At 40.7% G+C, this 14,648-nt stretch carries 10 protein-coding genes and 1 pseudogene; all 11 read right to left on the minus strand.

Features of this window, described 5'->3' with window-relative positions; all coding sequences use genetic code 11:
- Nucleotides 1–213 precede the first annotated feature (213 nt).
- Nucleotides 214–666: a heme-binding domain-containing protein gene (locus tag P162_RS14915; protein ID WP_031428489.1), complete on the minus strand. Its 453-nt coding sequence runs from the start codon at nucleotides 664–666 to the stop codon at nucleotides 214–216.
- Nucleotides 667–1,257 carry a DUF3347 domain-containing protein gene (locus tag P162_RS14920; RefSeq protein WP_031428491.1) on the minus strand — a complete coding sequence of 197 codons (591 nt, stop codon included), beginning with the start codon at nucleotides 1,255–1,257 and terminating at the stop codon, nucleotides 667–669.
- A gap of 132 nt (nucleotides 1,258–1,389) precedes the next feature.
- Nucleotides 1,390–1,710, minus strand: a complete 321-nt coding sequence (locus P162_RS14925; protein WP_031428492.1) for a four-helix bundle copper-binding protein — start codon at nucleotides 1,708–1,710, stop codon at nucleotides 1,390–1,392.
- Between the two features lie 68 nt (nucleotides 1,711–1,778).
- Entirely contained in the window at nucleotides 1,779–1,859 is an 81-nt protein-coding gene (locus tag P162_RS18025; RefSeq protein WP_316931618.1) for a hypothetical protein, read from the minus strand.
- A 125-nt stretch (nucleotides 1,860–1,984) separates the two neighbouring features.
- Entirely contained in the window at nucleotides 1,985–4,426 is a 2,442-nt protein-coding gene (locus P162_RS14935) for a multicopper oxidase domain-containing protein (RefSeq protein WP_031428493.1), read from the minus strand.
- Nucleotides 4,427–4,701: 275 nt separating this feature from the next.
- Nucleotides 4,702–6,006, minus strand: a complete 1,305-nt coding sequence (locus P162_RS14940; protein WP_031428495.1) for an amylo-alpha-1,6-glucosidase — start codon at nucleotides 6,004–6,006, stop codon at nucleotides 4,702–4,704.
- Between the two features lie 77 nt (nucleotides 6,007–6,083).
- Nucleotides 6,084–6,650, minus strand: coding sequence for a helix-turn-helix domain-containing protein (locus tag P162_RS14945; protein WP_031428497.1), 567 nt, complete (start codon nucleotides 6,648–6,650; stop codon nucleotides 6,084–6,086).
- 2 nt (nucleotides 6,651–6,652) lie between these two features.
- Nucleotides 6,653–7,885 carry a TolC family protein gene (locus P162_RS14950; protein WP_031428498.1) on the minus strand — a complete coding sequence of 411 codons (1,233 nt, stop codon included), beginning with the start codon at nucleotides 7,883–7,885 and terminating at the stop codon, nucleotides 6,653–6,655.
- Nucleotides 7,882–11,709, minus strand: coding sequence for an efflux RND transporter permease subunit (locus P162_RS14955; protein WP_035917116.1), 3,828 nt, complete (start codon nucleotides 11,707–11,709; stop codon nucleotides 7,882–7,884). Before P162_RS14955 ends, P162_RS14950 begins: the two co-directional genes overlap by 4 nt.
- Nucleotides 11,710–11,843: 134 nt before the next feature.
- The gene (locus tag P162_RS14960) at nucleotides 11,844–12,260 is read right to left on the minus strand and encodes an HYC_CC_PP family protein (protein WP_031428501.1); all 417 of its coding nucleotides are present in this window, start codon (nucleotides 12,258–12,260) and stop codon (nucleotides 11,844–11,846) included.
- A gap of 352 nt (nucleotides 12,261–12,612) precedes the next feature.
- Nucleotides 12,613–14,493: pseudogene (locus P162_RS14965) on the minus strand (heavy metal translocating P-type ATPase).
- Nucleotides 14,494–14,648 lie beyond the last annotated feature (155 nt).

Below are 14,648 nucleotides of genomic sequence, written 5' to 3' on the forward strand. Positions count from 1 at the left end.
TTTCATCGGCTTTCTTTTTTGTGCCTGACAAGGGAAGGGGCTTTTTAAACTAACCAAATTAAGAATACCCTTCCCTTGCAGGACTTTATCATTATACCCTAAAAAGGAAAGGCTTAACTAACCAACCAATCTTCAATGAAAAAAGAATCCTTTCCTTCTTTCAGGTATAACTTTATTTATCTCATTTCTTCAACGCCGCTTAAATATTAAGCGCTATAGCTTATTTTTAAGCTGGGTCATATATTTTACAATTTCCTTTTTCTCCGATTCAGAAAATTTCGCACCCCGATGGACAAACGTGTAGGAATCCAGCGGCATTTCATCATCCTCGATCTGACTGATAATAGACCGTAGTTTACTGTTCTTTCTCCTGTCTGAGTACTCATCCCATTCATTAAAATTCAATTCTGCCTTTCCGTCCTTAATATGGTCTTCAAGAAACCACGCGACCGGCTGAACCCTGTTGTACCAAGGGTATTCGGTATTATTGCTATGACAGTCGTAGCAGGACACTTCTATCTTATTTTGTACCCTAGGGGGGACATTATTGACCCTCATAAAATCGGAAACATACACGGCTTTCTTTTGATTGCGGTCTGTGGGAAAAAATTGGATACCGACAAATGCAAACAGTAAGACCCACGCTATGGTTTTAAAGACCTTCAATTACTTGATCTCTTTCTGCACTTTTCCACATCCCGGCATTTTGCTGCCCATATATGGGTTTTTGATTTCTTCAGTGGTGCTCAACCATTGAGCCCCTTTGTTGTCATTGTACATAGGGCAAAAATCCTGATACAGCTTTTTATCGGTTCCTGTTATCGCAACCATATCGATCATATCCTTGCTCAAGATGTCAAAATGTTCTCGCTGGTGCTCGATTGGGCTTTCTGAAATATGTTCTGCGTGTTCTTTGGCATCTTCGATGATGTCTGTCATTTCCTGTTTTTCTTCTGAAGAGTAACTGCTCTTATCAAACTCCTCAAAATCAGCCACTAACATCCCACCAGCTTTAGCGGCATCTTCTTGGTTGTCGGCAACCAAAGCATTTTTGATTTTCAGGTAATTATCTAAGATTGCAGATAAACCTTCTTTACTTGAATTATCTGCCATCATTTCAGATGCTGAATCTTCCTGATGCATTTCACTGGACATTGGTGCTGTTGCCCCTTCTTTTTTTCCATCCTTACAGGAAGTTGCAGTGAGAGTTGCCAGTGTCAATATTAGGATACCTAGTGTCATTTTTAGTTTTCTCATTTTGATATTGATTTGAATTAATATTCTTTTTTAAAATTATTCTTCGATGGAAGCGCAATCAAACAATTTTGATTTCAGTTTGAATTAATAGTGAATCTTCCCCTGTTTAAAGGGGAAGATTACTAATTAGTGTTAGCTTAAATAAGCTTCACAGGCCTCTGCACATTTCTTACAGGCTTCGGCACAGTCCTTACAATGCTGTGAGTCATGCTTCTCACATTCTTCGGCACATTCTTTACAGATGGCACGGCACTGCTCTACCATTGCTTTCGCGGAAGCGTGGTCAAAGGCCAATAGTGCAGCGGTCGCATTGCAGATTTCTGCACAGGCGCGATCTGTCCTAATACAGGTTACCATCATTTTGAGATTGTCTTCGTCAAGACAGGCATCTGCACAATAATTGCAATGCGCAACACAATTGTTCAATGCTTCAATCAGTTTTGAATTTTTCATAATGTTTAAAATTTAATTAATAATTGAGTTAATTTTTGCAATTGAGCGTCAATAGTATTGACGCCTCATTATATTTTCGTTTTGATTGTTTCTTTAGGTTCGATATATTCTTCTTTTGTGATTTCGCCTTTGGCATAGCGTTCATCCAATATTTTTCAAGGTATCCTTTTGCTTTTTCAGCATTTTATTTTTCCTCCCGGAATAGATAAAAACACCGAGTATGATCTCCCCTACTAAAATCAACCAGTCCCATTCGTACATCATAATATTTCATTTAAAACCTTGCGGAAATCCCCCCTCCAACACCGAAACGGTTATCATAACTTCCCATCAAGGAAAAATTCTTGGATAAAAAATATTCAATACCTGTGCTCCAAGTAACCTCTTTTTTGAAATTATCTCCTTGGGGCAGTTCATCTACCCACCCAAAATCTGCCTGGTACTCATACATTCCGAACAATATTGTTCGTGGAAAAATACTGATTGCACGGCTCAAGCTAATCTGCGGGCGTAACTTACTATCCATCCTCACATCCAATGTAAATAAGTAGGGCGTAAGATATCTTACCCCTGCTATTGCCGTTGTTGTTATCTCATCGAGGCTATCCTCCATTTCGTTCTCGACATTTACACCGCCAAAAACCGTCAAATAATCATAAAGGTATCTATCATAAGCAGCTTCCACCTCCATATTTTTATTCCATCCATATTCCCCCCGGAAACTAAACTGATTTCGGATATTGGACGATATGAGGTTCAATGTGGTCATATGCGATGCCGCATCTATCATTCCATAGGAATAATACCGATCGGTCTCATCCAGAAGCTTGGAGACCGGATATTCTTCTAGCCTTGGATCCCTAGGGGTGTCATAGCTGACAATGCGTGCCATACCACTTACTAAATGGTAAAGAATATGGCAATGGAAAAACCAATCGCCGTATTCATTGCCATAGAATTCAATGGTCATCTTTTGCATGGGCGGTACATTGACCGTGTGTTTTAGAGGGGAATATTCCCCGTTTTCATTGATGACCCTAAAGAAGTGGCCGTGAAGGTGCATCGGGTGGTGCATCATGGTCAAATTGTTGAAGGTAATCCTGGTTACCTCGTCTCCCTTGATCTTTATTTTATCTGCTTCAGATAGAGGAACACCGTTCATACTCCAGATATAGCGTTGCATATTCCCGGTAAGGTTCAATAGGATTTCGGTTACGGGCACATCAGGATCATAGCTGGTCTTTTCTGGCGACTTCAGGTAGTCATAGTTGTATTGCGAAAACATATCCATTCCCTGCATATCATCTGCTTCGTCCATCACTTCCCGTCCTGCAGTCGGGTTCGTCTTGTTCATATCCTCCATTTGAGAGGCCTCTTTCATTTTGGCACCCTTTTTCGTATCCATCCCGGCCATTTTGGAACGGTCCATCTGCATCGAATCCTTTTTCATATTCATTTGCATACCTTCCATTTTACCCTTCTTCATTTCCATATTCTTACCTTTGGACTTGTCCTCGTTCATCATACCCATATCCATTTCCTTCATTCCTTCCATCTGCATATTATCGTCCATTTGCATGCCCCATTTCTCCTTCATCTGATATCGCTCGTCTTTGCCCGGGCGGAATTTTAAAGCGGGTGCACCCATTTTCATTTTCATTTTGGCCATTTGTTGCATCATTGCTATTTTATCGGGTCTGGAAACATCAGGGGCAGCAACGATAGGGCCTTGACCCAAGTAGGCAGTTGCGGAACCGGAGCCATCCTGAGCCATAATTTTAAATTCCAGTTTGCCGTTCTCCGGTATGGTCACGATAAAATCGTAGGTTTCCGCAACGGCAATAAAAGTTTTGTTTCTTTTAACAGGAACAACATCTTTACCATCTGCCGAGACAAGCAAAGGGTCTGGGCCGCCGAAGGCCATCCAGAACGAAGTTGATGCAGAGCCGTCAATAATGCGAAGGCGTATTTTTTCCCCAGGTTTGAATTCTGGATATTCCACATTTTCTTTTCCATTTATTAAGAAGGCCGGGTAATATATGTCCGCTATATCCGCACTTTCCATACGCTGTCTCCAAAAATCGACCTGCGCGCCCAGTGCCCCCCGGGCAATAACCTGATTAAGCGGTGTGGCCGTTCCTTTTCTTATATTGTACCATTCGGTGCCCCGTTTTAAAAACCGCATTACATCCCGGGGCTTTTCATTGGTCCAGTCAGACAATACCAAAACCTGCTCCTTATCATAATCCAATGTTTTTTCTTTCGGTTGTATGACGATGGAACCAAAAACACCACTCTGTTCCTGCAACATCGTGTGGGAATGGTACCAATAGGTGCCGTTTTGCTTTATCGCAAATTCATATTTTAGGGTTTTGCCGGGTTCTATGGGTGGTGTGGAAAGGTAGGGCACGCCATCATAAAAATTGGGCAACAGCATACCGTGCCAGTGGATGGAAGACTCTACGCTCATTTCATTCTTCACATAAATTATAGCATATTCCCCTTCATTAAAATCTAATGTGGGTCCAGGTATCTGACCGTTTACGGTCATACCCATAACCGGCTTTCCAGCCTTGTTGACCTGTTCTTCCCGCAAGGTCAACGTGTATTCCCGCACAGGTAAATTGTCAACGTTTCCTTCTACGGATTTTTCGGTTTGTGCATATGCACCAACAATAGAAAAAAGCACTAAATAAATAATGGTGGTAATTTTCATCTGATATTATATTTTTTATAGGTTTAAGATCAATACTTAAATTGATTTGTGGCTGTCCTGATTATTATCTATAATTTAGCCAATAACTTTGTCGTTGAATTCGTTTATCGTTTGAACCTAAAAAACAAAGTGTATAATGCTACAAAACAGATTATTATTGTTATTTTCATTTATTATTAAAAATATGGTTTAGTTTAAAGTTGTGGTTTAAGAATTATGGCTTATTCTTATATAATTTAGCTTAATGAATTCTTAATTCAGAAAATCCATTTTGTTCAAGGGCCACTTTCTTTATTGAAATTATTTTTTTGCTTTATCATATCAATGATTAATCCGGGCCAAGTAAAATCCTTTGCGCCATGGCCCTTACCGCTAAATGGATCGTAATATTCACGAAAGCCACTTTTCTGTACAAGACGGTACATACTATCCATTAGCCTTTCAGCCTCATCCTTATACCCCTTTTTTAAGAAATATGGGTATAGAAACCAATTGAAGAGCGTCCAGGTAGGGCCCCTCCATATATAAAGGGACTCCTTCGGGTTGAAGGCGGAGCTGTTAATCGCAAGTGAAGGTATGGGAAAGGGAACCCCAAACTCATCAGCATTAAAGTAGTGCCTTTCCAGAATAGCTTTAGCAAGTTTTTTGGGAATGCCCTCAAGTATTAACGGAAAGAAAATAGTAGGGGTAAGTACTTTTAAGGGTTCATCCCCTTTGCCATAAACATCATAGAAAGCGGCCGTTTCATCATCATACATGACATTCAACATACTTCCTGTACATTTTTTGACCCTTTGTTCATATATCTCAGAATCGGGATCTTGCATAATTTCGCACAAGCGGGATAAAGTTTTTAGATTTTGGGCATAAATCGTATTGAACCCAACTTCTTTGACCATAAAATAATCACGATCGGCTATTTTCTTTAAATTGTAACCGCTGAAAAAATTCCTTGCATCCACTGTTATGAATTTTAAAAAAAGTTTCCCATTTGCTTTACCTGATTTGAATCCCACTACCTCGTCAAAAGAGGGTTTCCAATCTATCCCGGATTCAAATGGGGAAATGATTGAGATCAGGCCATCTCCCTGAAAGTCCCTATTTTCAGCGATATAGTTGTAGTATGTTTTCAGTTTTGGCAGCATATCCGCCAAGAAATTTTTATCATTGGACATTTCATAGATTCTCAAAACTGCCTGCGAGACCAAAGGTGGCTGAATCAGGGCACTCATATGCGTGCGCAACAGACCGAACTTCAAACTTGGCCTAGACTGGAATATGTCAGTGATCCTCCCGGGAAGGACGTTGTTCCAATAGATCATGTGCCCTACAAAACCATCACTTTTCTGTAAGGCGAAAAGACTTTTAATATGCTTTTTGGCCATATCTACATTTTCCTTCCTTCCCATTGCTGTCAGAATAAAAACATGAAGGCACGTATCCCAAAAAAACTGAAATGGGTAAGTCTCTGGGGATGGCTTCGTATAATGATACATATGGTCTGCGGCTTTGGAATATCCGTTGACCATGTTCTTTTCAAAAAGCTTCTTTATTTTTTTGTATATTTTATCTTCTGTCATAAAAACAGCTATTTGCTTTAATAGTTACTTAAATATGATTTTGTAATCTTTAGCTATCCCTGTCATTCAATCAATTGTTAATAGATTTGGTCTAATGAATTCCTAATGTTCTTTTCCATTGTTTTGTATTCGGTGAGGCTCATACCTGTTTCTGTTTTAAACTGGTTGCTTAGATGCGTGAGATTGCTATAATTTAAAAGTTGGCTTATTTCCGTAAAGTTAAGCTCCCTATTGTGTATCAGTTCCTTGGCCTTTTCAATCTTCAGTTTGATGAAATATTTCTCAATGGTTATTTTTTCGTTATAGGAGAATATTTTGCTTATTTTGGAATATTCGTGGTACATTTCTTTTGACAGTATTTCTGAAAGCCTCTCATTGGTTGACAAGGGCAGGTTATTTAAAAGGTTGATCAGTATGAGCTTCGTTTGTTCAACCAGTTTAAAGTTCTCCCCATCGATAATGTAAAACCCATTCGATTCTACCACCTTCTGAATTGTTTGTTCATCTTTTTTGGTTTGAATATCGGCCGTAATTTCCCCTAGTTTTATATCCAAAACCTTAATGTTTTCGCCTGTCAGTTCAGTCTTTAAAACCTTGATACATCGGTCGCAGACCATATTTTTTATGTAGATTATTGTTTCCATTCTTAGTTGGTTAAATAATTAATAATGGCCGATTGCACATAATACATTTTAACCGACTCGATTTGGTTCATCTGAAATTTCAATTGCAGTTCCTGAATGTCCAGAACGTCATTAAAATCTATTGTTCCGGTTTCATAGTTCCTTATTAATATATTTTCTGCATCCTTGGCCTGTTTTAGGTTTTTTACTTGGGTGCTGAATGCTATCCTTGCAGAATTCCGGTTTTGTTTGGCCTGTGCAAAAAGGGTTTTCAGGGTATTCAGCCGTTCATTCTTTTGGGCTGTTATTTCCTGTTGGCGCAGTTCATTTTGTTTAGTGCGAGAGTTGTATTTACTATTGAATATGGGGATGGACACCGAAACCATTGGCATTAAGATATCTTTTCCGTTATCGCTGAAATTCATTTCGGGACGTTCTGCTACCGGAATATAATCCAAACCAAAACCAATATTGGGCAGGCTTTCCTTCTGGTTTAAGGACTCTGATTGTGTTATCGATTCATATAGTTTATCGTATTTTAAAAGCTCGGGGTGCATCGCCAAACCATCTTTGGAAAATGGCATATTCTCAAAAGGTATTATCAACGTATCCATTACGGTAATCTTCTTATTTTCTTCCTTGTTCAATAGGTTATTGAACTGGACTTTTTCAGCTAAGTAATCCTCACCTAAAACCTCCTTTTGCTTTTCCAGTTCATTTTGCCTGATCTGCAACCGAAGTACATCTACGGCAGAAGCCTTACCAACTTCTACCGATGTAAGTGCCAATCGCTCGTATGTTTTGAGCAATTGTATGTTTTCTTCCAAAACTTCCTGTTTGGCGGTAATGGCATACAACTGATAGTAGGATTGTGAAACAGAAAGTGCCAATTTTCTTTTCGCAATGGCAATCTCCACGTATTCTGCATCGGCCATTGAAGATGCGTAATTTTCCCTTGCGGTTATTGTACCAAACCAAGGCAGCATCTGCTTGACCGAAAAACGGGCACGTTGCGCCCCGGTACGTGTTTCCGGCTCGCTAACAAAATAGCCCGCCTCAAATTCGGTATTGGGCAGCGAGTTTACTTCATTCACTTTTTCTTCTGCGATGTTGTACCGCAATTCATAAGCTTGGATATCCGGATTGTTGGATTCGGCTTCCTGAATGTAAGATTGCAGTTGTTGTGCTTCGGCAAAACCTGCATACAAGCAAAAAACAAGTACCAAAACTATTTTGTATTTTCTTTTTTTTATCATCTCGAAATATTTTTGGTATTCCCTGATTTGTTTTTTAGTGTTTTCTTCTTCCGCGAAAGGGCGGCCTCCTTTTTCCAACTGAACAAAACAGGAACAATAAAGTAAGAAGTAACGTCAATGATCATTCCCCCAAAACTGGGTATTGCCATAGGTATCATAATATCACTTCCCCGGCCAGTAGAAGTTAAAACGGGCAATAAAGCAAGGATTGTGGTTGCTGTTGTCATTAGGCAGGGACGGATACGTTTTTCGGCAGCCATCAACGCAGATTCTCTGATGGCGGCTTTGTCCGTAGGGTCATTTCTATCGAAGGTCTGTGTCAAATAGGTCGCCATTACCACCCCATCATCGGTGGCAATACCAAACAAAGCGATAAAGCCCACCCAAACTGCCACGCTAAGATTAATGGTTTTCATATTGAAAAGATCCCGCAGGTTCTCTCCAAAAAAACTGAAATTGAAAAACCAATCCTGACCATATAGCCAAATCATTATAAACCCACCGGCAAAAGCTACTGCAATACCCGTAAAAACCATCAACGAGGTAGAAACGGAACGGAATTGAAAATAAAGGATTAAAAAGATAATGATGAGTGCAAGTGGAACTACTATCGATAAGGTTTTTTCCGCACGAATCTGGTTTTCATAAGTGCCCGTAAATTGATAATTGATCCCTTTTGGGACGGTAAGTTCACCGGTATCGATTTTCTGTTGGATAAGTGCCTGGGCATTTTCCACGACATCCACCTCGGCAAAGCCATCGAGTTTATCAAACAAAACATATCCAACCAAGAATGTATCTTCACTTTTGATGACCTGTGGCCCTTTTTCATACCGGATATCCACTAATTCCCCGAGGGGGACCGGGTTTCCATTTGAGACGGGTACATAAATATCTTTTATTTCATCAGCGTTTCCGCGAAGTTCCCTTGGATACCGTACGCGAACGCCATAGCGTTCACGGCCTTCCACAGTTTGTGTTAACGGCATCCCGCCCACGGCCACTTGAAGAACCTGTTGTACATCCTCGATGGAGATGCCATACCGGGCAAGACGTTCCCTGTTTATATCGATCAACAAATAGGGCTTCCCAACGATACGGTCTGCAAAAACAGCTTCCTTTTTTACGCCTTTCGACTGTTTTAAAATATCCTCCAATTTCAGTCCAAAGGCTTCAATTTGTCTCAGGTCCTGACCTTTGACCTTGATGCCCATAGGAGCCCGCATCCCAGTTTGCAGCATTACCAGACGGGTTTCGATGGGTTGCAGTTTAGGGGCGGAGGTGACCCCCGGAAGTTTGGTAACCTTTACGATCTCGTTCCAGATATCATCAGGCGATTGTATTTCCGGTCGCCAATTACGATAGAATTCCCCATCCTCATCAGGCATCAGGTTTCCCCTGTCAATAAGGAACGGATCTTCAACCTTAGCTTCTTTGTAGTTTTCTGAATTGGTAACCTCGTTGTTGGGATTGGTCACCAAACCGCCATCTTTCAGCATAAAAAACCCATCTTCGTTTACTTTATAGCGTTGGGGTTTTCCATCGGAATCCTCCATATATTCCGATTTATACTGGATTATATTTTCATACATCGATAGGGGAGCGGGATCAAGCGCCGATTCCGTCCGACCCGATTTTCCCACTACGGTCTTAATCTCGTGTATTCCTGCCACGGCCATATCCAATTGCTGCAACACCCGCTTATTTTCTGCTACCCCAGCATGTGGTAATGAAGTAGGCATCAGCAGGAAGGAGCCTTCGTTGAGCGAGGGCATAAATTCTTTACCCATATTGGTCATTATTAAGATGCCAAGAACGAAAACGGTTGTAGGAATGCAGAGGAACAGCACTTTATTACGCAAAGCCCATTTCAGAATGCTGGAATAATAGTGTTTAAACAATGAAAACGCTCCTAAAAGGCCAAAACAGATGATCCCCACAAAAAGAAGGTTGATCAATATGCTACGGTCAAAGCCTAATGGACGCCAATATTCTGCCAAAAGAAATACAATGGCTATTGCCGAAATAATCATATTAGCCACATTCGCTCGTTTTTCAGAAAGCCACAGTCTGTCGGAAACTTTTGATGCAATTTTCGCATCCTTTAAAAGTCCAACAATTCCGAAGGCTATCAGTATAAGGCCCAACCAATACCCAAAAACTATTGCTGTTACTCCTAAAAGGATCAAAAGCCCGTTGATGATATTCCGGGTCGTTTTCTGAATATTTTTTCTTCGGAAAAGGAATGCCGCAAAGGGCGGGATTAGGAACAGGGCAACAATAATGGATGCGGTGAGCGCCATCGTTTTGGTAAAGGCCAATGGCCTAAATAATTTCCCTTCGGCACCTATCATTGTAAACACAGGAATAAAACTTATGATGGTGGTAAGAACCGCTGTGACGATCGCCCCTGAAACTTCAGCAGTAGCATTATAGACGAGCGTGTTGATGGGTTGCCTTGTTTCACCATTTAAAACCCGCACATCCTCTTCGTCCAGATACCTGATAATATTCTCACAGAGAATGACCCCTACATCTACCATTGTACCAATGGCAATCGCAATTCCCGAAAGAGCCACGATATTGGCATCTACGCCGAAAAATTTCATCGCAATAAATACCATTAGCACCGCAACGGGCAATAATCCCGAAATAAGTATGGAAGCCCTTAAATTAAAGACCATCACAATGATCACGAGTATCGTTATCAGTATTTCAAGGGTCAAGGCTTCATTGAGTGTGCCTAAAGTTTCCTGGATGAGTTCCGTACGGTCGTAAAAAGGGACAATGGTTAGTTGTGAGGTTCGGCCATCTTTCAATTTCTTTGAAGGTAAGCCGGAGCTCAGCTCTTTTATTTTATCTTTTACATTGTTGATGACCTCCATCGGGTTTGCTCCATTACGGGCCACGACAACGCCACCTACTACTTCAGCTCCTTCCTTGTCCAGAATCCCCCGGCGTGGGGCAGGGCCTAAGTGTACGCGGGCTATATCTTTAATGCGTATTGAAGTATAATCTTCGGAAGTAACGACCGCGTTTTCAATGTCGGCGATGGACTTCACATAACCGAGACCGCGCACCAAATATTCCGCCTGATTTATTTCCAGTGTTTGTGCGCCAATATCCTTATTGCTTTCCTTGACCGCTTTGACAATTTCACTCAGGCCAATATTATATTGGCGCATAAGTTCAGGATCGACATCTATTTGATATTCTTGAACAAAGCCACCAATGGAAGCCACTTCGGAGACCCCGCTTGCGGAAGAAAGGGCATATTTCACATAATAGTCCTGTATGCTGCGAAGTTCTTGCAGATCCCAGCCACCGGTTACGTTTCCATCTTTGTCACGGCCTTCCAAAGTGTACCAGTAAATCTGACCCAATCCGGTCGCATCTGGACCCAAACTTGGGTTTACCCCATCCGGTAACAAACCACTGGGCAGAGAATTGAGTTTTTCGAGGATACGGCTTCGGCTCCAGTAAAATTCCACATCTTCATCGAAAATAATATAGATACTCGAAAACCCAAACATTGAAGAACTGCGGATGGTTTTCACCCCGGGAATACCCAACAACGCTGTAGTAAGCGGATAGCTTACCTGATCTTCTATGTCCTGCGGGGAGCGTCCTTCCCATTTGGTGAAAACGATTTGTTGATTTTCCCCAATATCGGGTATGGCGTCAACCGCTACAGGGTCTGTGGGGAGAAAACCAGTGTCCCAGTTAAAGGGAGCGTTAACGATGCCCCAGCCCACAAAGATCGTGAGCATAAGAACAGCGATAAGTTTATTTTCAATGAGGAATTTTATACCCTTATTTAACATAGGTATTGATAATTAAACAGTTATACATTGAATAAAATCCTGATTTATCAGAAGATTAAACACAACAAAATGAGCCCAAAATGGTATGAACCACAGGGCTAATTTTCCCGATAATTATCGGGAACTGTTTAAAATCAAATTAAATATGTCTCGTTTAATTCTTGCACATCCCGTATGAGATAGGGCGGCGTATAATCTTTAAAAGGGATGATGTTTTCATCCAAGCCCTCAAAAAGATTAATGTAAGTATAGAAGAAAGTGGCAACGAAAGCTTGTTGCTCAAAAGTTAGATTATTGAATGATGATTTTAATTCATTATGACCATCAATTGCTATTTGGGTATCAGAACAGCAAGGCTTCTCAGAGAAAGCCTTTTCACAATTGATTTCAGATTGTTGCTTTTCCATTCCACACGTTTTAACATTGTGAACTAAAGAAAAATCAACCAATGAATCTCCACAATAATGCATATCTACCGCGAATGACGTTGTAGTAAACAGCACTATGGATGCCATTAAAATAGATACTATTTTACTGAAGATTTTTTTCATCGTGGCAAATTTACGAAAATTTGAGAGTTTTAGGTGACATTAACATTTTATTTTAATCTTTTATTAAGAAAACTATGCGCTGATAATCAGTGGTAACTTTAGTTTAAAGAACTGTTGATCATTCCAAAAAAAGATATTCGATAAGTTTTTTCTGTTATAACAAAACCATAAATTCAATGCTTATGGATATTCCCTTTTAGCACAAAAAAGTAGAGCAAAAATGCAGCGATGAATAGAAGCACAAAGGCAATAATACCTTTGACCTTATCCTTTTTTGTGATTTGCTTTTTAGATGGTTTTTGAACTTTTTTCTTTCGTCTGTTTCTTCTACTTTGAGACATTGTTTTTTATATTATTTCCAATTCATTTTATGTAACCGTACCGCATTGAGAATAGCCAGAAATGTAACACCAACATCGGCAAATACAGCTTCCCACATCGTTGCCATTCCAAAGGCACCTAAGACCATAACAGCAATTTTAACCCCAAATGCCAGGCCAATATTCTGCCAAACGATTCGTCTGGTGGAACGCCCTATTTTAATGGCCATTGCAATTTTAGAAGGTTGATCGGTCTGGATGATGACATCGGCGGTCTCAATGGCCACATCACTCCCTAAACCGCCCATTGCGATACCTACATCGCTGGTCGCAAGTACGGGAGCGTCATTTATACCATCTCCAATAAATGCCACCGACGTGCCAGTTTCTTTTTTGAGCCGCTCCACTTCGTTGAGCTTATCTTCCGGCAACAGCCCCCCCATTGCTCTATCGATACCCATTTCCCGGGCAACTTCCTTGGTTATGGAGTCCTTATCCCCAGAGAGCATTATGATTTTCGAAATCCCCGCTTTGCGAATTTGTTTGATTGCTTCGTGGGCATCTTCTTTCAGTTCGTCGGCAATGGTTACGTAACCTGCAAATTTTCCATCAATGGAAATCATTACAATTGATTCAACAATACCGTCTGTTTCTGAAGGAACCTGTATGTTGTTTGAGGTCATCAAAGCTTTGTTGCCTACCAAGACGATTTTTCCGTTGACCGTGCCCATCAATCCTTTTCCCGCCACCTCGGATACTTCGGTAGCTTCAAAATCTGCACTTTCGGTCTTATATTCCAGTATCGCCTTGGCGATAGGATGGGTCGATTGTTCTTCTATTGCCATCAGGTATTTCATCATTTCGACTTCGCTCAATGCAGGAAATTCCGGCTCTTTACTTCGGCCTTGCTCAGCATAAACTTCAGCATCATTATTAACAACCTCTTTGATTTTAAACACGCCTTTGGTAACCGTTCCGGTTTTATCCATTACGACGGTGTTTACTTTAGTCATTGCATCAAGAAAGGATGCTCCCTTGAACAATATTCCATTTCGAGAGGCAGCTCCCACTCCGCCGAAATAACCAAGCGGAATTGAAACTACAAGGGCACAGGGGCAGGAAATAACGAGGAAGATCAAGGCACGGTACAACCAATCTTCAAAAACGTAATTATCGACAAACAGATAAGGTATAAAGCTCAATATAATTGCTAAGAAAACGTCTCGATTTCAATTACCCCCATTGAGATTTATGCTTCCTGCAAATACCTTTTCGCCTTTGACAATGGTATCGGGTTTGCTTTCGCCCGTAATGGCAGCCGTATTTAGAGAAGCTTTTTCTGACAACAGCTTACCGTCCAGAGGAATTTTTTCGCCCACCCGCACCTGAATTTTTTCGCCAATCCCCACCGTTTCGGGATTAACTGATACATAGTCACCATTACGATAAACCAAGGCTTCCTTGGGACGTACATCCAAAAGGGCTTTTATATTGCCCTTCGCTTTTTTGACGGCGGCACTTTGAAAGAGTTCACCGACCGCGTAAAAAAGCATTACGGCAACGCCCTCGGGATATTCGCCAATGGCAAATGCGCCCAGAGTAGCGATGGACATCAACAGGAATTCGGTAAAGAAATCACCGTTTTTTATACTTTTCCAGCCTTCAATTATAACAGGAAAACCTACCGGAATGTAGGCAACCACATACCAAAGCATCCTAATCCAACCGGAAAAAAGTGGAAAAACCTCTATATAATCAACGATAATTCCCGCTATGAACATTACAAAGCTGAATATAGCGGGCAAATAAATTTTTAAGCTACTTAACTTTTCACTATTATTATGGCTGACATCATTGCCATCGCAACAATTATCGTTGGCATCCATATGTCGTAAATTTTGTTTTTTATTCATTGCAGATTATTATTTTATCCCTGGTAAGGTTTATACTCTTTGTCCCGGAACTCTTTTTCGATTTACAAGGTAGTATGGGTTATTTCGAATTTATCGTACCTACACCTCGTTTTTTGTTCATTTTGGATGATTTATAACAGAAAGCGTTCTATAAA

The sequence above is a fragment of the Flavimarina sp. Hel_I_48 genome (assembly GCF_000733945.1).
Lineage (GTDB): Bacteria > Bacteroidota > Bacteroidia > Flavobacteriales > Flavobacteriaceae > Leeuwenhoekiella.

What these genes read in the sequence shown, in the direction of transcription:
- P162_RS14955 (WP_035917116.1), bottom strand. Translation starts at nt 11,709, where the DNA reads ATGTTAAATAAGGGTATAAAATTCCTCATTGAAAATAAACTTATCGCT.
- P162_RS14950 (WP_031428498.1), bottom strand. Translation starts at nt 7,885, where the DNA reads ATGATAAAAAAAAGAAAATACAAAATAGTTTTGGTACTTGTTTTTTGC.
- P162_RS14940 (WP_031428495.1), bottom strand. Translation starts at nt 6,006, where the DNA reads ATGACAGAAGATAAAATATACAAAAAAATAAAGAAGCTTTTTGAAAAG.
- P162_RS14935 (WP_031428493.1), bottom strand. Translation starts at nt 4,426, where the DNA reads ATGAAAATTACCACCATTATTTATTTAGTGCTTTTTTCTATTGTTGGT.
- P162_RS14920 (WP_031428491.1), bottom strand. Translation starts at nt 1,257, where the DNA reads ATGAGAAAACTAAAAATGACACTAGGTATCCTAATATTGACACTGGCA.
- P162_RS14960 (WP_031428501.1), bottom strand. Translation starts at nt 12,260, where the DNA reads ATGAAAAAAATCTTCAGTAAAATAGTATCTATTTTAATGGCATCCATA.
- P162_RS14925 (WP_031428492.1), bottom strand. Translation starts at nt 1,710, where the DNA reads ATGAAAAATTCAAAACTGATTGAAGCATTGAACAATTGTGTTGCGCAT.
- P162_RS14945 (WP_031428497.1), bottom strand. Translation starts at nt 6,650, where the DNA reads ATGGAAACAATAATCTACATAAAAAATATGGTCTGCGACCGATGTATC.